Annotated in this window: 27 protein-coding genes and 1 tRNA gene; 13 read left to right on the top strand and 15 right to left on the bottom strand. The window is 64.1% G+C overall.

The annotated features are described in order from the left end of the window. Positions 1-2: 2 nt before the first annotated feature. From era to folK, 11 genes are all read right to left on the bottom strand, one after another. Positions 3-908: a GTPase Era gene (gene era / locus ACU0B3_RS07810; protein WP_446260283.1), complete on the bottom strand. Its 906-nt coding sequence runs from the start codon at positions 906-908 to the stop codon at positions 3-5. A gap of 125 nt (positions 909-1,033) precedes the next feature. Further along, the gene (gene rnc, locus ACU0B3_RS07805; protein ID WP_446260282.1) at positions 1,034-1,714 is read right to left on the bottom strand and encodes a ribonuclease III; all 681 of its coding nucleotides are present in this window, start codon (positions 1,712-1,714) and stop codon (positions 1,034-1,036) included. Next, complete coding sequence (lepB, locus tag ACU0B3_RS07800) at positions 1,714-2,556, bottom strand: signal peptidase I (protein WP_446260281.1); 843 nt, start codon at positions 2,554-2,556, stop codon at positions 1,714-1,716. Before lepB ends, rnc begins: the two co-directional genes overlap by 1 nt. A 61-nt stretch (positions 2,557-2,617) precedes the next feature. Then, a complete protein-coding gene (locus ACU0B3_RS07795) occupies positions 2,618-3,313 on the bottom strand; it encodes an RraA family protein (protein ID WP_446260280.1) in 696 nt (231 codons plus the stop codon). Beyond that, entirely contained in the window at positions 3,310-3,741 is a 432-nt protein-coding gene (acpS, locus tag ACU0B3_RS07790) for a holo-ACP synthase (RefSeq protein ID WP_446260279.1), read from the bottom strand. The genes ACU0B3_RS07795 and acpS overlap by 4 nt, the downstream gene beginning before the upstream one ends. 7 nt (positions 3,742-3,748) lie before the next feature. Next, positions 3,749-4,222 carry a hypothetical protein gene (locus tag ACU0B3_RS07785; RefSeq protein WP_446260278.1) on the bottom strand — a complete coding sequence of 158 codons (474 nt, stop codon included), beginning with the start codon at positions 4,220-4,222 and terminating at the stop codon, positions 3,749-3,751. Positions 4,223-4,460: 238 nt separating this feature from the next. Continuing rightward, a complete protein-coding gene (locus ACU0B3_RS07780; protein WP_446260277.1) occupies positions 4,461-5,216 on the bottom strand; it encodes a pyridoxine 5'-phosphate synthase in 756 nt (251 codons plus the stop codon). Positions 5,217-5,402: 186 nt separating this feature from the next. Beyond that, positions 5,403-6,059: a DUF2062 domain-containing protein gene (locus ACU0B3_RS07775; RefSeq protein ID WP_446260276.1), complete on the bottom strand. Its 657-nt coding sequence runs from the start codon at positions 6,057-6,059 to the stop codon at positions 5,403-5,405. Between the two features lie 13 nt (positions 6,060-6,072). Continuing rightward, positions 6,073-8,205, bottom strand: a complete 2,133-nt coding sequence (locus ACU0B3_RS07770) for a RelA/SpoT family protein (protein ID WP_446260275.1) — start codon at positions 8,203-8,205, stop codon at positions 6,073-6,075. Positions 8,206-8,256: 51 nt separating this feature from the next. Further along, complete coding sequence (rpoZ, locus tag ACU0B3_RS07765) at positions 8,257-8,610, bottom strand: DNA-directed RNA polymerase subunit omega (RefSeq protein ID WP_446260274.1); 354 nt, start codon at positions 8,608-8,610, stop codon at positions 8,257-8,259. A 106-nt stretch (positions 8,611-8,716) separates the two neighbouring features. Next, the gene (folK, locus tag ACU0B3_RS07760; protein WP_446260273.1) at positions 8,717-9,277 is read right to left on the bottom strand and encodes a 2-amino-4-hydroxy-6-hydroxymethyldihydropteridine diphosphokinase; all 561 of its coding nucleotides are present in this window, start codon (positions 9,275-9,277) and stop codon (positions 8,717-8,719) included. 138 nt (positions 9,278-9,415) lie between these two features. Here folK and ACU0B3_RS07755 point away from each other — a divergent pair, with 138 nt between their 5' ends. From ACU0B3_RS07755 to ACU0B3_RS07720, 8 genes are all read left to right on the top strand, one after another. Further along, positions 9,416-9,991: a LabA-like NYN domain-containing protein gene (locus tag ACU0B3_RS07755; RefSeq protein WP_446260272.1), complete on the top strand. Its 576-nt coding sequence runs from the start codon at positions 9,416-9,418 to the stop codon at positions 9,989-9,991. A 92-nt stretch (positions 9,992-10,083) separates the two neighbouring features. Then, positions 10,084-11,037 (top strand): 4-hydroxy-3-methylbut-2-enyl diphosphate reductase, encoded by a 954-nt coding sequence (ispH, locus tag ACU0B3_RS07750; protein ID WP_446260271.1) that lies wholly within the window; start codon positions 10,084-10,086, stop codon positions 11,035-11,037. Continuing rightward, positions 11,034-11,648: a LysE family translocator gene (locus ACU0B3_RS07745; protein WP_446260270.1), complete on the top strand. Its 615-nt coding sequence runs from the start codon at positions 11,034-11,036 to the stop codon at positions 11,646-11,648. Before ispH ends, ACU0B3_RS07745 begins: the two co-directional genes overlap by 4 nt. 37 nt (positions 11,649-11,685) lie before the next feature. Continuing rightward, a complete protein-coding gene (locus ACU0B3_RS07740; RefSeq protein WP_446260269.1) occupies positions 11,686-12,141 on the top strand; it encodes a YdeI/OmpD-associated family protein in 456 nt (151 codons plus the stop codon). Between the two features lie 15 nt (positions 12,142-12,156). Next, entirely contained in the window at positions 12,157-12,630 is a 474-nt protein-coding gene (locus ACU0B3_RS07735) for a DUF3429 domain-containing protein (protein WP_446260268.1), read from the top strand. Continuing rightward, the gene (locus ACU0B3_RS07730) at positions 12,627-13,223 is read left to right on the top strand and encodes a class I SAM-dependent DNA methyltransferase (RefSeq protein WP_446260267.1); all 597 of its coding nucleotides are present in this window, start codon (positions 12,627-12,629) and stop codon (positions 13,221-13,223) included. Before ACU0B3_RS07735 ends, ACU0B3_RS07730 begins: the two co-directional genes overlap by 4 nt. Next, entirely contained in the window at positions 13,216-13,674 is a 459-nt protein-coding gene (gene rnhA / locus ACU0B3_RS07725) for a ribonuclease HI (RefSeq protein WP_446260266.1), read from the top strand. The genes ACU0B3_RS07730 and rnhA overlap by 8 nt, the downstream gene beginning before the upstream one ends. A 76-nt stretch (positions 13,675-13,750) precedes the next feature. After that, positions 13,751-13,825, top strand: a tRNA-Phe gene (locus ACU0B3_RS07720). A gap of 31 nt (positions 13,826-13,856) precedes the next feature. Here the strand turns inward: ACU0B3_RS07720 and ACU0B3_RS07715 are convergent. Genes ACU0B3_RS07715 through ACU0B3_RS07705 form a run of 3 tightly spaced genes read right to left on the bottom strand, consistent with a single transcriptional unit; the run spans position 13,857 to position 15,427 of the window. Then, positions 13,857-14,969 carry a tyrosine-type recombinase/integrase gene (locus tag ACU0B3_RS07715; protein ID WP_446260265.1) on the bottom strand — a complete coding sequence of 371 codons (1,113 nt, stop codon included), beginning with the start codon at positions 14,967-14,969 and terminating at the stop codon, positions 13,857-13,859. After that, positions 14,969-15,205 carry a hypothetical protein gene (locus ACU0B3_RS07710; RefSeq protein ID WP_446260264.1) on the bottom strand — a complete coding sequence of 79 codons (237 nt, stop codon included), beginning with the start codon at positions 15,203-15,205 and terminating at the stop codon, positions 14,969-14,971. Before ACU0B3_RS07710 ends, ACU0B3_RS07715 begins: the two co-directional genes overlap by 1 nt. Positions 15,206-15,220: 15 nt before the next feature. Then, complete coding sequence (locus ACU0B3_RS07705) at positions 15,221-15,427, bottom strand: hypothetical protein (protein ID WP_446260263.1); 207 nt, start codon at positions 15,425-15,427, stop codon at positions 15,221-15,223. A gap of 138 nt (positions 15,428-15,565) precedes the next feature. Between ACU0B3_RS07705 and ACU0B3_RS07700 the strand changes: the two genes are divergently transcribed. The 5 genes from ACU0B3_RS07700 to ACU0B3_RS07680 all read left to right on the top strand — a co-directional run bounded on the left by ACU0B3_RS07700 (position 15,566) and on the right by ACU0B3_RS07680 (position 17,903). Then, positions 15,566-15,988, top strand: coding sequence for a helix-turn-helix domain-containing protein (locus tag ACU0B3_RS07700; protein ID WP_446260262.1), 423 nt, complete (start codon positions 15,566-15,568; stop codon positions 15,986-15,988). Between the two features lie 4 nt (positions 15,989-15,992). Then, positions 15,993-16,292 (top strand): hypothetical protein, encoded by a 300-nt coding sequence (locus tag ACU0B3_RS07695; protein WP_446260261.1) that lies wholly within the window; start codon positions 15,993-15,995, stop codon positions 16,290-16,292. A gap of 37 nt (positions 16,293-16,329) precedes the next feature. Beyond that, the gene (locus tag ACU0B3_RS07690) at positions 16,330-16,638 is read left to right on the top strand and encodes a hypothetical protein (protein WP_446260260.1); all 309 of its coding nucleotides are present in this window, start codon (positions 16,330-16,332) and stop codon (positions 16,636-16,638) included. 12 nt (positions 16,639-16,650) lie between these two features. After that, positions 16,651-17,052 carry a DNA methyltransferase gene (locus ACU0B3_RS07685; protein WP_446260259.1) on the top strand — a complete coding sequence of 134 codons (402 nt, stop codon included), beginning with the start codon at positions 16,651-16,653 and terminating at the stop codon, positions 17,050-17,052. Between the two features lie 101 nt (positions 17,053-17,153). After that, positions 17,154-17,903, top strand: coding sequence for a DNA methyltransferase (locus tag ACU0B3_RS07680; RefSeq protein ID WP_446260258.1), 750 nt, complete (start codon positions 17,154-17,156; stop codon positions 17,901-17,903). Positions 17,904-17,907: 4 nt separating this feature from the next. On the opposite strand, the gene ACU0B3_RS07675 is transcribed toward ACU0B3_RS07680, so the two are convergent. Continuing rightward, positions 17,908-18,191: IS3 family transposase (locus ACU0B3_RS07675; protein ID WP_446260257.1), on the bottom strand; the 284-nt coding region annotated here is incomplete at its 5' end.

Raw genomic sequence — 18,191 nt, 5'->3', positions numbered from 1 at the left:
GGCTAGCGCCCGTCGTTGAAATCGAGCCCCATCTCCGAATAGCGCGCGGCTTCCTCGAGCCAACCGCTACGGACCTTGACCTGCAAGAAGAGGTGAACCTTGCGCCCCAGGAACTCCGCCAGCTCTTCGCGCGCGGCGCGGGAGACCGCCTTGATCGTCTCCCCCTTGTGGCCGAGCACGATGCCCTTGTGTCCGTCGCGTGTGACATAGACGACCTGGTCGACGCGGGCGCTGCCGTCCTCGCGCTCTTCCCAGCTCTCGGTCTCGACGGTCAGCTGGTAGGGCAGCTCCTGGTGCAGGCGCAGCGTCAGCTTCTCGCGCGTCATCTCGGCGGCGATCATGCGCAGCGGCAGATCGGCGATCTGGTCCTCGGGGTAGAGCCAGGGGCTTTCAGGCATCTTGCCGGCCAGCCAGGTCTTGAGGTCGGCGCAGCCGTGACCCTTTTCGGCGGAGATCATGAAGGTTTCGGCAAAGTCGAACGCGGCGTTCATCTGACCCGTCAGGGCGAGCAGCTTTTCGGCGGGGAGGCGGTCGATCTTGTTGATGGCAAGCGCGATGGTTCGGGAGCCTGCGGTCTCCTTCAGCCGGTCGAGGATGCGCTGCACGCCCTTGGTGAGGCCCCGGTGCGCCTCGATCAGCAGCACGACGACGTCGGCATCCGCCGCCCCGCCCCAGGCCGCCGCGACCATGGCACGGTCGAGGTGCCGGCGGGGTTCGAACAGGCCGGGCGTGTCGACGAAGACGATCTGCGCGTCGCCTTCGAGCGCCACCCCGCGGATGCGCGCGCGCGTCGTCTGCACCTTGTGCGTGACGATGGAGACCTTGGCGCCGACCATCCAGTTGGTTAGCGTCGACTTGCCCGCGTTGGGCTCTCCGATCAGGGCGACGAATCCGGCACGGGTGGACATCAGCGGGCCTCTTGCAAGCGATGCGGTGGCCTACAGGATAGGCCGGGGATTGAAAAGCCAAGACGGGAGATGGGTGCGAGCACCCATCCTACGGGGTTTGCGCTGGCTGCGTAGGATGGGTGACTTCACCCATCCACCTCGGTCAGGAGGGCGCGGGCGGCCGATTGTTGTGCCTCGCGTTTGGACGTCGCAGTCCCGCGCGCGGTCTGACCTGTCTCGAGCCGCGCCTCGATGGTGAAGGTCGGCGCGTGGTCCGGGCCGGACCGGGCGGTCTCGGTGTAGGTCGGGGGCGGCAGCTTGCGCGCCTGCGCCCATTCCTGCAGCGCGGTCTTGGCGTCGCGGGCGTCTTCCTCGACCTGGTGAATGCGCGCACCCCAGAGGCGGCGCACCAGCTTTTGCGCCGTGGCAAAGCCCGCGTCGCGGTAGACGGCGGCGATCACCGCCTCCATCGCGTCGCCGAGGAGCGCCTGCTTGCGGCGTCCGCCGGTCACCATCTCGGACCGTCCAAGCTTGAGCGCGGCGCCGAGGTCGATCTGCCGGGCGACGTCCGCGCAGGTCTCCTTGCGCACGAGCGCGTTGAAGCGGGGGGCAAGCTGGCCTTCGGAAGCGGCGCGGTCTTCTTCGAGCAGCGCCTCGGCCATCACCAGACCCAGCACGCGGTCGCCGAGAAACTCGAGCCGTTGGTAGTCGCCGCGCGTGGGCGAGCCGACCGAGGCGTGGGTGAGCGCCTGCACCAGCAGTTCGGGATTGGCGAAGGTGTGGCCGAGCCGCTCCTGGAACGCGCAGAGCTCGGCGGAGAGCTTCATCAGTCGATGGCCTTGAAGAACCGATCCCCGCGCCAGGTCCAGAAGAACAGCATCGAGCGGCCTGCCGAGGAGAACATCACGCGGTCCGCGCGGCCGACGAGATCCTCGTATGGAACAAACCCGACGCCGCCGACGGATTGCGGCACGCGGCTGTCGGAGGAGTTGTCGCGGTTGTCACCCATGAAGAAGTACATGCCCTCGGGCACCGTATAGATAGGGGTGTTGTCCGAGCCCTGGTTGCCGATGTTCAGGATCGAGTGGCTGGCGCCATTCGGCAGGGTCTCGACGAACTTTTCCTTGATGCAGGAGGCGCCGTCGCCGACCGGGCCGTTGGCGCAGCGCGGGCGCAGCTGGTGGGGGCCCTGCGGGCCGGCGGCCTCGATGAACTCGCCGTCAGGCGTGACCTCGACGGCGGTGCCGTTCAGGAACACCACGCCGTCATTGATCTGCACCGTGTCGCCGGGCAGGCCGATCACGCGCTTGATGAAGTCGCGCCCTGTGACGGGGTGGCGGAAGACGGCCACGTCGCCGCGCTCGGGCTCGCCGCCCCAGTAGCGCCCGCCGTCGTCCTTTTTGAGAAAGCCGCAGATGTCGCCGGCGTCGATGTTCACGCCGAAGCGCGGGATGATGACCGAAGGGCAGGAGGCATAGGAATAGCCGTAGGCCATCTTGTTCACAAAGAGGAAGTCGCCGATCAGCAGCGTGTCCTTCATCGAGCCCGACGGGATCCAGAACGGCTGGAAGAAGAGCGACCGGAAGACGCCCGCGATGAGCAGCGCGTAGACGACCGTCTTGATCGTCTCGACGATCGGATTGCCCTTTTCGCGTTTTGCCCGTGCCATCTCGCGCCCTCTCTGGCGTGGTTTTTTGCTACATCGCCGTGCGGGGTCGGGGTGTCAACAGCTACACCCGCCTGACCGCGTCAGAGGCCAGAAATTCAACCAGATCGGGTGGAATGGTCAGCCCGCTCGCCACTTTGGCGTCAAGCGCTGTCTCGAGGGCGATCACCTCCTCGAGGCGCGCGGCGACGGTGTCCGCTTGGGCAAGTGGCACGACGACGACGCCGTCCCTGTCGGCGACGATGATGTCGCCCGCGTCGATGGCCTGACTGGCCATGACCATGGGCAGGCCGGCGCGTCCGGGGCCGTTGTCGTGCGGCGTGTTGGGGACAAGGCCGGTCGCCCAGACCGGCATGCCGGTGCCTTCGATCCCCACCGCGTCGCGCACCGGGCCATCGGTGACCATGCCGACCACGCCGGAGTTGCGCAGCATCCCGGCGACACGGTCGCCAAAGGCGGAGGCGCCCTGGAAGCCCGACACCGACACGACGGCCAGATCGCCCGGCTGCGCGAGTTCGAGCAGCGCCAGCGTGGCGATGATCGCGCCGGGGCCATTGTCAGCGGGCAGCGCCGCGCCGACCACATGCGACGGCAGCGACGGATCGGTGAGCACGGGAGAGATCGCGACGTCCAGCGCGCCCCGCCCGTCCATCGCGTCCGAGATCATGCTGGTCGGCACGTCTTTGAAGGCGGCCAGCTGCGCCGCCGTGGGGCGCTTCCAGGTCGTGCGCATGGTCAGGAGGGGCGGTTTTTCGATCATGACGTTGGGTCCTCGGGGCTTTGAGTCGGGGTGATGGGGCGGGCTTCGATCACCACAAACGCCTGCGCCCAGGGGTGGTCGTCGGTCAGCGTGACGTGGATGATCGCCTCGTGCCCTGCAGGTGTCATGGAGGCGAGCCGTTCGGCCGCCCATCCGGTGACGTGCATGACGGGCTGGCCGGTGCGCAGGTTGCTCACCGCCATGTCCTTCCACGCGATGCCCATGCGCAGGCCGGTGCCGAGCGCCTTGGAGCACGCTTCCTTGGCCGCCCAGCGTTTGGCGTAAGTGCCGGGCGTGTCGGCGCGGCGCTCGGCCTTGCGCTGCTCGGTCTCGGTGAAGACGCGGTTGCGGAAGCGGTCGCCAAAGCGGTCGAGCGTGCCGGCGATGCGCTCGATGTTGGCCAGATCCGTGCCGATGCCGAGGATCATGCCTCCGTCAGTCCGCCGGGTTGAAGACGGCGTCGATTGCGCCGGTGGACTGGTTGAGCGTGAAGGAGAGCATCGCGTTCGAGATGTCGCCGCGTGCCGCGTCGAACACCGCGACGGGCAGGTCAAAGAGGAGGCCGACGGAGGGATCGTAAGCCGCGCTTAGGCCACCCCAGAAGACGTCGGCAAAGCCGTGGCTGTCGGAGACGGTGATCTGACGGCACTGGCGTCCGCCGAGCTCGTCGTAGGGTGGCGAGAGCACCAGCAGGCGGAGGGGTCCCGTGCCGGGGGCGAGGACATCGACCAGCGCGAGGCGCGTCTTGCCATTGGCGAAGGTGCGGGAGTTCTCTTCCCACGGCTCGATCAGCGTGGTGGCAGACGCGGCCCAGTCGCAGTCGGAGACGGTCTGCGCCTCAGCTGCGGTCGTCAGCGTGGCCGCGAAGGCCAGTGTCAGGGAGGCGGGGAGAGAGAAACAGGTCGGCATAACGCCACCGTCGCAAGTTTTGCTCGGGGCGTCGAGGGTCGGATGCCGTGCTGAGGCGGAAAGGTCCGGGACGAAGCGGCTGGGCCGGGGTCTTGCCCCGGCCCTGCGCGCGTCAGAGCACGAATTGCACGATGGCCAGGACGATGACGACGAGGCCGACGAGGTAGATGATGTTGTGCATGACAGGTCCTTTCTGTTGGACCTGCAACGTGCTGCGCGCCGCTGTGGTTCCGTGCAGTCAGCCCGCCGCGCGGGCGGCATCCAGAACGCGTCGCATCTCTTGGATGGCCGGGCCGAGGCCGCGGAAGATCGCCTCGCCGATGATGAAATGGCCGATGTTGACCTCCATCACCTGCGGGATTTGCGCGATGGGCGTGACGTCGTCGTAGGTGAGGCCATGGCCAGCGTGCACCTCGAGGCCGATGTCATGCGCGAGTGCCGCCATCTCGCGGATCGCGTTCAGCTCTTTGTCGGCGGTGGCGGTGTCGCCTTCGGCAAAGGCTTCGCAATAGGCGCCGGTGTGCAGCTCGATCACCTCGGCACCGATGCGCTGGGAGGCGCGGACTTGCGCCTCGTCGGCGGCGATGAACATCGACACGCGGCTGCCGGCCTCGCGCAGGGGCGCGATGAAGCGCGCCAGCCGGTTGTCGTCCCGCGCCACGTCGAGCCCGCCTTCGGTCGTGCGCTCCTCGCGCCGTTCGGGCACGAGGCACACGGCGTGCGGTTTGTGGCGCAGCGCGATGGCGTGCATCTCGTCGGTGGCGGCCATCTCGAAGTTGAGCGGCACGGTCAGCCCGTCCATCAGCGCGTCGATGTCGGCGTCGCGGATGTGGCGGCGGTCCTCGCGCAGGTGCGCCGTGATCCCGTCTGCGCCGGCCTCTTCGGCGATCTTGGCGGCGCGCAGCGGATCAGGCACGGCGCCGCCGCGCGCGTTGCGCACGGTGGCCACGTGGTCGATGTTGACGCCAAGGCGCAGCGGGCCGAGAGGGGACATGGCGGGTCTCCGATGTTGTTTGCGCGAGGGTAGGGCGGGAGTGGTGCGCCTTCAATGGCTCACGCTGCATGTGTGTCTGAGTGCGGGATCGAGGGGCCAGCCCCTCCCGTCGAAAATGAGATTTTCGACGTCCTCCCCGAGGTATTTCTGAACCAGAGAACTGGGGACCTAGAGCGTTTGGTGGGGTCAGGTTTCGGACTTGTCTGTGCCGGGTTTGGGCAGGCGTTTGGCGCGGAGGGCCTCGAACTTTTCCTTGAGGATGCCGGTGCGGCGCGTCTTGTAGGCGCGGATCACCGGGATCGAGAGGTAAAAGCAGATCGTCGCGCAGATGACGCCGGGCAGGATGCCGCCCACGAGGTAGGGAAAGAAAACCTCGCTGTAGAAGACCGACAGGTGCGACCAGTCGGCTTTGACGCCCGTGAAGGGCGCGTTGATGTTGGTCCAGAGGTCGTTGCCGGCCTCGACGAACTTGTAGCCGAGCGAGCCTTCGATCCGGTCCTCGGGCCGGATGCCGAGCAGCCAGTAGCCGGTCTGGAGGGCGACGACGCCGATGGGCACATAGGTCAGCGGGTTGCCGAAGAAGGTCGCGAGCAGTGAGGCGAGCACGTTGCCGCGCATGACAAGTGCTAGGAGCGCAGCCACGACGAAGTGCAGGCCGTAGAACGGGGTGAAGGCGGTGAAGACTCCCGCCCAGATGCCGCGGCTGATGCGCTCGGGGCTGTCCGGCAGGCGGCGCAGGCGGTGCTGGACGTATTGCGCGGCGCGCCCCCAGCCGCCCTTCGGCCAGATGAGCTCCAGAAGCCAGCGCCCCCAGCTTTTCTTGTCGCGGCGTTTGAAGACCATCCCGCGCGCCGCCCTATGCCGCGCCAGAGAGGACGCGTTCGGGGTCGCGCAGGCGGCTGACCTCGGCCACATGGTCCTCGGCCTCGAGGGCGGAGACGATCCCGTGCAGGTGCGCGGCGTCGCGAAGCTCGACACTCATCATCAGGCGAAAGAAATCCGGTTTGCGATCAACAAATTGCAGGTCCGAGATATTCGCCTTCCGCTCGCCGATCAACGTGCAAACACGTCCCAGCACGCCGGCGTCGTTTCCGATCACGATGTTGAGCGTCACGGCGTAGGTCGCCGGGTGCCGGCCGTCCTGCCAGTGCAGGTCGAGCCAGCGGGAGGGCTGGTCGTCGTAGCGCTCGAGCGTCTCGCAGTCGATCGCGTGCACCACGGCGCCACGCCCGCGCACGGCGATGCCGACGATGCGCTCGCCGGGCAGGGGCTGGCAGCAGGCGGCGCGCTCGAACGCCTGGCCGGGGTCGAGGCCGATCACAGCGCGCTTGGTCTCGATCTCGTCGCGAGCGTCGGGCGCGAGGTCGGGGTAGACGGCACGCACCACTTCGGAGGCCGGCATCTCGCCTGAGCCGACGCGGCCGAGCACGGCCTCGGCGTCCTTGAGCCTGAGCGTGCGGGCGGCGGAGTTCAGGACCTTGTCGGTGGGTTTCTTGCCGAGCGGCTCGAACGCGGCGCGCAGCACCTCGCGGCCGAGCTTGGCGAACTTCTCGGCGTCGACCTCGCGCAGGGCCTTGCGGATGGCTGCCTTGGCCTTGCCGGTGGTGGCGATGTCGAGCCAGGTGGCCTGGGGGACTTGCCCGTCGGCGGTGATGACCTGCACCGATTGCCCGTTCTTGATCCGGGTCCAGAGCGGCACGCGGATGCCGTCGACCTTGGCGCCGACGCAGGCTGCGCCGATGCGCGTGTGGATGGCGTAGGCAAAGTCGAGGGGGGTCGCTCCGCGCGGCAGTTTCACCACATCGCCCTTGGGCGTGAAGCAGAAGACCTGATCCGAGTACATCTCGAGCTTGACCGCTTCGAGGAATTCCTCGTGGTCCTCCTCGGCGTCAAAGCTCTCGGTGAGTTGCGCGATCCAGCGCACGGGGTCCACGGCAAACGGGTTTTCCGAGCGCACGCCGTCGCGGTAGGACCAGTGCGCGGCCACACCGGACTCGGCGACGTCGTGCATCTGGCTGGTGCGGATCTGCACCTCGACGCGCTTGCCGTCGCGCCCGGACACGGTGGTGTGGATCGAACGGTAGCCGTTGGATTTCGGCTGGCTGATGTAATCCTTGAACCGGCCGGGCACCGCCGCCCAGCGCCGGTGGATCACGCCGAGCGCCTGGTAGCAGTCGCGCTCGCTGCGGGTGATCACGCGGAAGCCGTAGATGTCGCTGAGGCGGGAGAAGGCGAGGCCCTTCTCCTCCATCTTGCGCCAGATCGAGTAGGGCTTTTTCGCGCGTCCGAACACCTCGGCCTCGATGCCGGCGGTCTCGAGCTCGGCGCGCATGTCGCCGGTGATCTTTTGCATCACGTCGCCGGTGTCGCGCTGCAGGTTGATGAACCGGCGGATGATCGAGTTGCGCGCCTCGGGGTTCAGGACGCGGAAGGAGAGGTCCTCCAGCTCCTCGCGCATCCACTGCATCCCCATGCGGCCGGCGAGTGGCGCGTAGATTTCCATCGTCTCGCGCGCCTTCTGCGCCTGCTTTTCGCTGCGCATGGCGCGGATGGTGCGCATGTTGTGCAGGCGGTCGGCGAGCTTGACGAGGATCACGCGCATGTCGCGGGACATGGCAAAGAAGAGCTTGCGAAAGTTCTCGGCCTGCTTGGTCTCGGACGAGCTGAGCTGCAGGTTCGTCAGCTTGGTCACGCCATCGACAAGCTCGGCGATCTCCGCGCCGAACTCTTGCGCCACCTCGCCGTAGGTCGAGCGCGTGTCCTCGATTGTGTCGTGGAGCAGCGCCGTCACCAGCGTCGCGTCGTCGAGGTGCTGCTGGGTGAGGATCGCGGCGACGGCGACGGGGTGGGTAAAATACGGCTCCCCCGACTGGCGCATCTGGCCGTCGTGCATCGCCTCGCCATAGGCGTAGGCCTTGCGGATCAGCGCGTCGTTCGTGCGGGGGTTGTAGGTGCGCACAAGGGCCAGCAGGTCATCGACCGAGATCATCGTGGCTGGCCCTCTGCATCAGTGCAGGGCGGGGAGCAGTGACCGCTCCCGTTACCCGCGCTCCTGCGCCTGCATCAGCTGCCGCAGCAGGTTCTCTTCGGTCATGTCGTCCTCGGCGGGCTTGTCCGGCTCGGACCCCATCAAAAGCGCCATGGCGTCCTCTTCGGGCTCGTCGACCTCGATCTGCGTCTGGTTCGATTCGATCAGCCGCTCGCGCAGGTCTTCGACCTGCTGCGTCTCGTCGGCGATCTCGCGCAGGGACACGACGGGGTTCTTGTCGTTGTCGCGGTCCACGGTGATCGGCGCGCCTGCGGAGATCTCGCGCGCACGGTGCGCGGCGAGCATCACCAGCTCGAACCGGTTGGGAACCTTGTCGACACAGTCTTCGACCGTCACACGGGCCATCTGCAGCCTCCTGAAGCGCATATCGGGTAGAGCGTGTCAGATAGCCATCCTTGGCTTAAAGCGCAAGCGGTTACGGGGCGTCTTTGGGTGATGCCGCCCCGGGAGGTCAGAGCGCTTGGATGCCATCCATCGCCTCTGGCGGCAGGGCGTCCAGCATCTCCGTCACGGTTTGCCCTAGCAAAGGGTGGCGCCAGTGTGGGGCGATGTCCCGGAGCGGCGCCAGGACAAAGGCGCGGTCCTGCAGGCGGGGATGTGGCAAGAGCAGCGTGTCGGGCGTCTGGGTGCGCTGATCCTCCAGCGGCAAGTCAATCCAGTCGCGGACAACCGCCTCACTTGGCATCACTTTGTTGTCAAACGCCAACAAATCGAGATCGAGCGTGCGGGCACCCCAGCGCCGGGTGCGCGTGCGTGCGGCACTTTGTTCTATGTCGTGGAGCATCGCCAAAAGGGCGTCCGGGCTGCCGTCCCACGACAGGCTACACGCGGCGTTCACAAAGTCCGGTCCCGCGTCGGTGGGATAGGCGGGCGTGCTATAGAACCGACTGACCGCTAGGAGGCGCGCCCCTTGGTGTGTCATGCGACATAGCGCACTTGCGCACAGCTCAACTGACGCGCGATCTTGCGAAGGTAAGTTCGACCCAAGCGCGACATAGCAGACTTGATCCAACGCCCGTCCTCTCGTAGCCTAAAGTCTCAGAACCCCTTGCGAGACTGCATTCTTACACCTAGTTTCCCGCCACCGCGATGCCATTACCTCGCACCACCACTCACACCGATGGCGCCGCGATTTCGGAAGGACATTTTAATGTTTTACAAAGACGAACGGCTCGCGCTGTTCATCGACGGATCGAACCTGTACGCCGCGGCCAAGGCGTTGGGGTTCGATATCGACTACAAGCTCTTGCGCCAGGAATTTGTGCGGCGCGGCAAGATGCTGCGTGCGTTCTACTATACGGCGCTCCTGGAAAATGACGAGTATTCGCCCATCCGTCCGCTGGTCGATTGGCTGCACTACAACGGCTTCACCATGGTGACCAAGCCGGCCAAGGAATACACCGACAGCCAGGGGCGGCGAAAGGTCAAAGGCAACATGGACATCGAGCTTTGCGTCGATGCGATGGAGCTGGCGCCGCGCGTCGATCACATCGTGCTCTTTTCCGGCGACGGCGATTTCCGCCCGCTGGTCGAGAGCCTGCAGCGTCAGGGCGTGCGCGTCTCGGTGGTTTCGACCATCCGCAGCCAGCCGCCGATGATCGCCGACGAGCTGCGCCGCCAGGCTGACAATTTCATCGAACTCGATGAGCTCAAGGACGTGATCGGGCGCCCGCCGCGCGAAACCTTTGCGCGGAACGACGCGGCACCGGCGGCGGAAAGCGCGTAAAGCGAGGCAAGCGTGCGCAGCGTCTGGAATTGACAGGCCAGTGCGTCTAGTCTGCTGGACAAGCAAGTGTCTGTCCCGTCGGAGTGTGTCCATTGTCGAAGCCAGCCCTGACCCTTTATCTCGCCGCGCCGCGCGGGTTCTGTGCAGGCGTGGACCGGGCGATCAAGATCGTCGAGATGGCGCTCGAGAAGTGGGGCGCGCCCGTCTACGTGCGGCACGAGATCGTGCACAACAAGTTCGTCGTTGACGGCCTCCGGGACAAGGGCGCCGTTTTCGTCGAAGAGCTGGACCAGTGCCCGCCCGACCGCCCGGTGATCTTTTCCGCGCATGGCGTGCCGAAATCCGTGCCTGCCGCGGCTGAGGCGCGCGAGATGGTCTATGTCGATGCGACCTGCCCGCTGGTCTCCAAGGTGCATATCGAGGCGCAACGCCACGCCGACAACGGCCTGCAGATGGTGATGATCGGCCACGCCGGCCACCCGGAGACGGTCGGCACCATGGGGCAGCTGCCCGAGGGTGAGGTGCTGCTGGTCGAAACGGTCGAGGACGTCGCGACGCTCGCCGTGCGCGACCCCGAACAGCTCGCCTATGTCACGCAGACCACGCTCAGCGTGGACGATACCGCGGACATCGTGGCCGCCCTGCAGACCCGGTTCCCGGCCATCGTCGGCCCGCACAAGGAAGACATCTGCTACGCCACCACCAACCGGCAGGAATCGGTCAAGGCGATCGCACCCAAGTGCGACGCGATGCTGGTGGTCGGGGCGCCGAATTCGTCGAACTCCAAACGTCTGGTCGAGGTCGGCGCGCGCGCGGGCTGCGACTACGCCCAGCTGGTGCAGCGCGCGGGCGACATCGACTGGCGCGCCTTGGAGGGCATCCGCTCGCTCGGCATCACCGCAGGCGCCAGCGCGCCCGAGGTGCTAGTGAATGAAGTCATCGACGCCTTTCGGGACCGCTATGACGTGACGGTCGAGATCGTCGAGACGGCCAAGGAAAACGTCGAATTCAAAGTCCCGCGCGTCTTGCGCATGGCCCCCGCATGATCTCGCTCCAGTTCTTGATCACAGCGTTCGTCGTCGTGATCGCGCCCGGCACCGGGGTCATCTACACCCTCGCGCTGGGTCTCGGGCAGGGACGCCGCGCCGCCATCGCCGCCGCGTTCGGCTGCACCTTCGGGATCGTACCGCACCTTGCTGCGGCCTGCCTCGGCCTCGCGGCGCTTTTGCACACCTCTGCGGTTCTCTTCACCGTCGTGAAACTGGCGGGCGTGGCCTACCTTTTGTACCTCGCCTGGGGCGCGCTCAAGGAGACCGGCGGCATGGCCATCTCCCCGCGCAAGACCTCCGACGGCCTCGCCCGGATCGCCCTGCGTGGCGCGCTCATCAATGTGCTGAACCCCAAACTCTCGATCTTTTTCCTCGCGCTCCTGCCGCCGTTCCTGAGCGGCGCCGCGGACCGCGTATTGATCGAGATGACGTTGCTCGGCGCCGTCTTCATGGCGATGACCTTTGCGGTGTTCGTGGTCTACGGCCTCTTTGCCGCCGGGATGCGCCGTTGGCTCTTGGGGTCCGAGCGGGTCATGCGCTGGCTCAACCGGTCCTTCGCCGCGGTCTTTGCCGCGCTGGCCGGGCGACTGGCCTTCGAACGCGCGTGAGCCTTGTCCGCAGCTCCGCCCGCGCCACATCCCGGGCATGAGCGACTACGTCACCTTCGAGACCGCCATCGAGCCGATGCGCTGGGGCGAGACGACCTACACGGTCCTGCGCCTGCCGCCCGAGGTCGTGGCCGCGCTAGGGCCCGCCAAGCGGGTCGAGGGCGAGGTGGGTGAGCACCCGGTCAATCTTGCCGTGACCAAGGCACCGGTGATCGACGATCCCTTCCTCTACACCGGCAAATCCTTTCTGAGCGAGACGGGCATCGCGCCCGGTGACAAGCTCGAGGTCCGTCTGCGCGCGGTCGATCCCAACATCGTCGAGGTCCCCCGCGACGTGATGCTCGCCCTGCGCAGCTCCGGCAGGCTCGACGAGTGGGAAGCGCTCAGTCCCGGCAAACGCCGCAGCTTGCTTCAGCCCGTGCGAACCGCCAAAAGGGCGCAGACACGGGCCAAGCGCATCACCGCGCTGCTCGCCGCCGTGACCACGGGCTGATCCAAGGGGGAGACGATGCCGCACCCGCGCCTTGCCTTTGCGCTGACCTGGCTCGGCATGTTGCCGTTCCTGGCCGCCACCGGTCTTGCCCTTCTGCCCGAGCCTGCGTCGCCCGGCTATCTCGGTCTGCTCTACCCGTCCGACAGCTTTGCGATCCTGGCAGGCTACGGCGTTGTGATCTTTGCCTTTATGTCGGGTGTGCTGTGGGGTCTGGCGGCATCGCCGTCGGGCACAGAAGAGGCGCCTCAGATAGCCTACCTCCTCGCGGTCCTGCCGGCCCTTGCTGCGTTCTTCCTCGCCACGACGCACATCCTCGGGTCGCCCTCCGACCGCGCTTCGCTCGTTTGGCTGATGCTCGGGTTTCCTGCGCTGCTCCTCCTCGATGCGCTCTTCCTGCGGTGGGGACTGGCGCCCGCCTGGTGGCTCAAGCTGCGCCTGCCGCCGACGCTTGTTGCGACCCTCGCCTGCGCCATCGGAGCCTACATATGAGCGACGCCGAGACCATTGCCGTCTACGACGCCCGCGCCGCCGAGTACGCCGACCGCTTCATGTCGGACAAACCCGGCGCGCAACTTCTCGCTTTCATCGCGCTCTTGCCCCCGGGTGGACGCGTGCTCGACCTCGGCTGCGGACCCGGCACCTCTGCCGTCCACATGGCGCGCGCTGGCTTCACCGTCGACGCCACCGACGCCTCCGCCAAGATGGTGCGCATGGCCTCCGCGCAGCAGGGCGTGACCGCCTGGCAAGCTGGGTTCTCAGACCTCGACGCCGACGCGCTCTATGATGGGGTCTGGGCGAACTTCGCGCTCCTCCACGCGCCCCGTGTCGACATGGACACGCACCTCGCCGCCATCCGCCGCGCGCTCAAACCCGGCGGCGTCCTTCACATCGGGATGAAGACCGGGGACGGCACCGCCCGCGACGCCATCGGCCGCCAATACACCTACTACACCGCCGAAGACCTCACCGCCCGGCTCGGGCGCGCCGGGTTCTCGATCCTCGACCAAGCTACCGGCCACGAGGTCGGCCTCTCCGGCAGCGACGACCCGTGGGTCATCTTGAGGGCGCGAGCCATTGGCTGAGTTGATCGCTTATACCGACGGCGCCTGCTCCGGCAATCCCGGCCCGGGCGGCTGGGGGGTGCTGATGCGCGCGATGGATGGCGACACGGTCGTCAAGGAGCGCGAACTCTCCGGCGGCGCCGCGCGCACGACGAACAACCAGATGGAGCTCATGGCCGCCATCACCGCGCTCGAGACGCTCTCACGCGCCGCGCAAGTGACGATCGTGACCGACAGCACCTACGTGAAGAATGGTGTGACGGGCTGGATGCACGGCTGGAAACGTAACGGCTGGAAAACCGCCGCCAAAAAGCCGGTCAAGAATGTCGAGCTCTGGCAACGACTTGACGCCGCCGCCGCCCGCCACGACGTGACGTGGGAATGGGTCAAGGGCCACGCTGGCCACCCGGAAAACGAACGCGCCGACGCCCTTGCGCGCGCCGGCATGGCCCCGTTCAAGGACCGCGCCTGATCGGGTGCGAAAGCCTCTGGACACCGACAGGACCCTCGCCTAAAACGCGCCCACCCAACGCCTTTGGCGTTCCCGTGCCCGGGTAGCTCAGGGGTAGAGCAGTGGATTGAAAATCCTCGTGTCGGTGGTTCGATTCCGCCCCCGGGCACCACTTAACAAGCTGATATGTATGTATTTTCTGCTCATGACTGATCCTCGTTTCGGTCAGGTTTGACGCTTTTCTTCGAAGGTTTGACACTTTCGGCCCGCCTTCGGTTCTCTTCTTCCAGTGTCGCCATGGTCTCGCGGTTCTTGTCGGCAAGGTTCGCAGACCGCGAATAGTGCCGCGCCATGGACGGTGTTTTCTGGCCCAGAAGGTCCGCGATGCGGCGTTCATCGAGGCCTGCTTCGCGCAAAGTCGTGGCGACCGTGTGCCGCAAGCCCTTGAGGGTCAGGCCTTTTTCGATAAGGCCTTCATTCTCAAGGGCGGTCTTAAAGCGGTGCCAAACAGTCGAGAAGCCGTTGTAAGTCCATGCCTCTCCTCTGAAATTGGAAAGCACCGTCTCGGCGTCGTGGTCGGGCATACGGTCGAGCGCAGCCTGGAGCGTTGGACTAACCGGAATCGCGACCTCTTCGCCCGTTTTACCGCGCACGCCCCAGATAGTGCCACCATCAACCTGATCCTTGCGCAGTCGCAAGGCGTCGGACGGATCGAGGCCCGTGTTCATCATCAAGGCGAGGTCCACGCGGACGTGGGGCTTGGCTTTCCCCAAAACAGTGTCGCGTTCTTCGATGGTCCAAGGACGGTTTGCATAGGCGCGGTCGCGCGGGCGGCGCTTGGGAATGACATCCTTTGCGAAGTTTGCGGAGATGAGCCCTTTCGGGATGTTGTAGCGAAAGACCTCGCTCAAAAGCGTGCGGACCATGTTCGCTCGCCGCCAGCCAATCTTCTTGGCAGCCTTGTCGTGGATGCCCGAGATCAAGGGCGTGTCGATCACATGGATCGGTGTGTCGCGGATCGGCTCTAGGAAGTCGGCGCACTTGCGATAATCGCGCCGCGTGGCTTCGGCCAGGTTTTGATAGTGCTCGGTTTCAAAATATGACTGGATCAACCCTCCAAGCGTCCCGGCCTTTGGTGCCTTCGCCCGCTGAGCCTCGGCGATGGCACGGATCGTCTCACATTCGGCAAAGAACTCGACGGAGCCGATGGGCGCTTGGTTCAGGTCTACCTTGTGGCCGGTCTCGCGGTGATAGCATCGCTGCTTGCCGTGCCGGTCCTTGAAAATCTTGAACCCCTTAACCCGCACCTGTGTCATCAAAGGCGGTCCAGAATGGTTTCGCGGGTGACCGTCACGGTCCCTGACTTCACATCGTCAATCCAGAGATCGAGTTCAAGGCGATCCCAACGAAGTGCACCTTGCATCAACTCCACAGGGCGCACCGGACACGCAGCTTTGAAATGCTTCACCGGCAACCCGGCATAGCTGGCGGCTTCGGACTGCTTCAGCATTCGCTTGTCGATCACGCTGATATTGAGAATTGTCGTCGCCATGGCCTGACACCCCCATCAATTCGCTGCGGAACCCTCGGCCCCTTTGACCTTGGTCGCGTTCTTCTGAAACCGCTCCCAGCCGCTCATCGTCAGCATCTTGGTCTTCGATGAAATCTCCACGAACTCTAATTTCCCGGTGTTCATGAGTGCGCGAATTTGCGCGGGACTAAGCCCCACGATCTCGCTGAGCTGTTTGGGAGAGAGAAGACGTTCCTGGGTCAATTTCAGCCTCCACTGCTGGATATGAATGAAATCGCTTGTTCCGCACCTTTTGACATGTTCAGATAGCCATGGGATAGGAATAACGTCATTTTGTGCAGTTGCGCTCGTTATGACGGTTGCCGTCAATGGGAACCTCGTATGCCGCAGGACAATAGGTCAGTTTTCGCTTCTATGGGCGCGCGGCTCGCAATCGCGCGCAATGAAATCGGCCTGACGCAAACAGCCTTGGCGGAGGCGATTGGCGTCTCTCATCGGGCCTATCATAGCTACGAGAAGGGCCAGCGGGGTTTGCCTGTCGAGGCTCTCGTGGCGATAGCGGACCGGTTCGAAGTCGATGCAGCTTGGATACTGCTCGGAACCAAGGCTGTTCGCGCGGCGCATGACTTCGAGGCGCTGAAGCGGATCGAGACTTCACTCGATCAGCACCTGAATGAAGAAGACATCAAAATCAAAAGTGAAAAGCGCGGGGCCATCGTCGCGCGTTGGTACCAGTCGCATGTCGAGGGGCGGGAAGTAACGGATGATGACGTTCACACTTGGATCGAACTCGTAAGGGAGTAAGCAGATGCAAAAACCAAGCGACCAATGGAAAAAACTTCACCGGGCAGCACTGGAACGTGCGCGCCATAACGCAATCGACCCTCTGGCACCGCTGCAATGGCTCTATGCCTTGGCATGTGTCGTGTACCTTGCCGGATTCGCGGCTCTTCAGTTCCTCCCCGGCGGCACGGACCTTTCCGTACTGCTGGCAGTGATGCTTGTTCCGGTAGCCATAGCCGGCCTGCTGATCTCACTCCTGACTGGATCAGTTCTGACCCTGCATTTCACGAGCCGCCGCTTGGACGCGCTCGCGAACGAAAACTAACTGGCGAGCAAAGCCACAAAAGAAAGAAGGCACGGAAATGTCCGGCAAATATGACGATTTGAGCAAGGCACAACTGATCGAGCTTCTGCAAAAGCGTGACCGGACCAAGAAACTTGGGCTCGTTTGGGAGCGCGACGAGATCGCTGCGGATCAGGCCATTGATGAGAACTTCATTGCCTGCGAGATCGTGCCTGAGTTGTCGGACAAGCCAGCGCCCTGGGCGAATATGGTCATCGAGGGCGACAACTTCGATGCGCTGCGATGGCTTCGGATGACATTATCCGGGCGGGTGAAGTGCATTTATGTCGATCCGCCGTACAACACTGGAAATAAAGATTGGGTCTAAAACGACCGCTACATGGACAAAGAAGACCGGTTTCGCCAATCCACGTGGCTGGAATTCTTGTACCAGCGCTTCACCCTTGCACTCGACCTATTAGACGAAAACGGCGTGATGCTAGTTTCGATTAACGACGAGCAAAGGGCGCTGTTGGAACTCATGCTGGATGAAGCAATGCCGGGCATGAAACTGGGCTGCTTCGTCTGGCGAACAAGGAAAGGTGGGTACGATAGCGGCAATTTCAGTAAGGATCATGACTTCGTGCTGGCATACCGCAAGCCGAAGTTTGAGTTTCATGGAACCGAAAAAATCGCAATGACTACTCCAACCCAGACAAAGATAGTCGAGGGGACTGGACCGATGATCCACTCCAGCAACCAAAGACCTACAAACAACGGAAGAACGCCGTCTATTTCATAACCGATCCAGAGACCGGCATTGCCTACCCGCCAAACCTGAATCGAGTTTGGTCGGTTGGGCAAAAGGGCGATAAGGGTTTGACGGAAAAACCATGGGAAGACTTGCTGGAAGAAGGCCTGCTGGTATTCAAGAAGAAGGGGCAGTACGTCCAGTATGATTCATTGGATGAGCTCTTCGCAGCCATCGACGACAAGACCGCGCACAAATTTGCTAGGCGCGACCTTCCAAACATCGAGGATTGGGTTGGACGAAAAATTGGTCTCGGAAGTGTCCGCATCAAGAAATTCTTGAAGGATCGTGATGACGATGAGGTGAACCCTCTCTCCAGTCTATTGGACGGTGTAACGACTGAGGACAGCCTGTCAGTTGAAGTCGGAAAGACAACCGAAGGCACTCGTGAGGTGCGAGCGGTATTTGGGGAAAGTGCATTCGAGTATCCGAAGCCGGTCTCATTGATCCGCGAGCTAGTTTGCCAATCTGCTGGACCACGTGACATTGTCCTAGATTTTTTTGCGGGCTCTGCGACTACAGCGCAGGCCGTCATGGAACTGAATGCGGAAGACCGAGGTGATCGTCGCTTCATCATGGTGTCTTCGACTGAAGCGACGGAAGACGAGCCGGACAAGAACCTTTGCCGGGATGTGACGGCGGAACGGGTCCGGCGGTTGAACGCAAGCGATGATCCCAAATACGACAGCCTTGCCGCCCCGTTTGCCTATCTCCGCACCCGTGAAATTGCATTCGAAGATCTGGATTATGATCTTGCGCCCAAAGACGCCTGGGCCGCGCTGGAAACGCTGCACGGCCTGCCTCTGACGATCTATGAAGACGCAGCGGTGACGTGCCCCTAGTTTTCTAGACACCTGCCTTTTCGAGTTTGAGCTGTCTTTCTTCGAAGTCAACGGGCGACAGCATGCCGTTGTTTGTGTGCTTGCGCTTGGTGTTATAGAACGGCTCAATGTATTCAAACACATCTCGCCGTGCTTCTTCGCGCGTCGGGTATTTCCGGCGTCGGACCTTCTCCCGCTTCAGGAGCTGAAAGAAGCTCTCGGCGACTGCGTTGTCATGGCAATTGCCCCGGCGGCTCATGGAATGTTCCAGATTGTGTTCGCGCAGGAAGGCGGCCCATTCACGGCTGG

Source organism: Pseudaestuariivita sp. (genome assembly GCF_052825805.1).
This window is presented reverse-complemented; position numbering and strand designations above follow the sequence as displayed.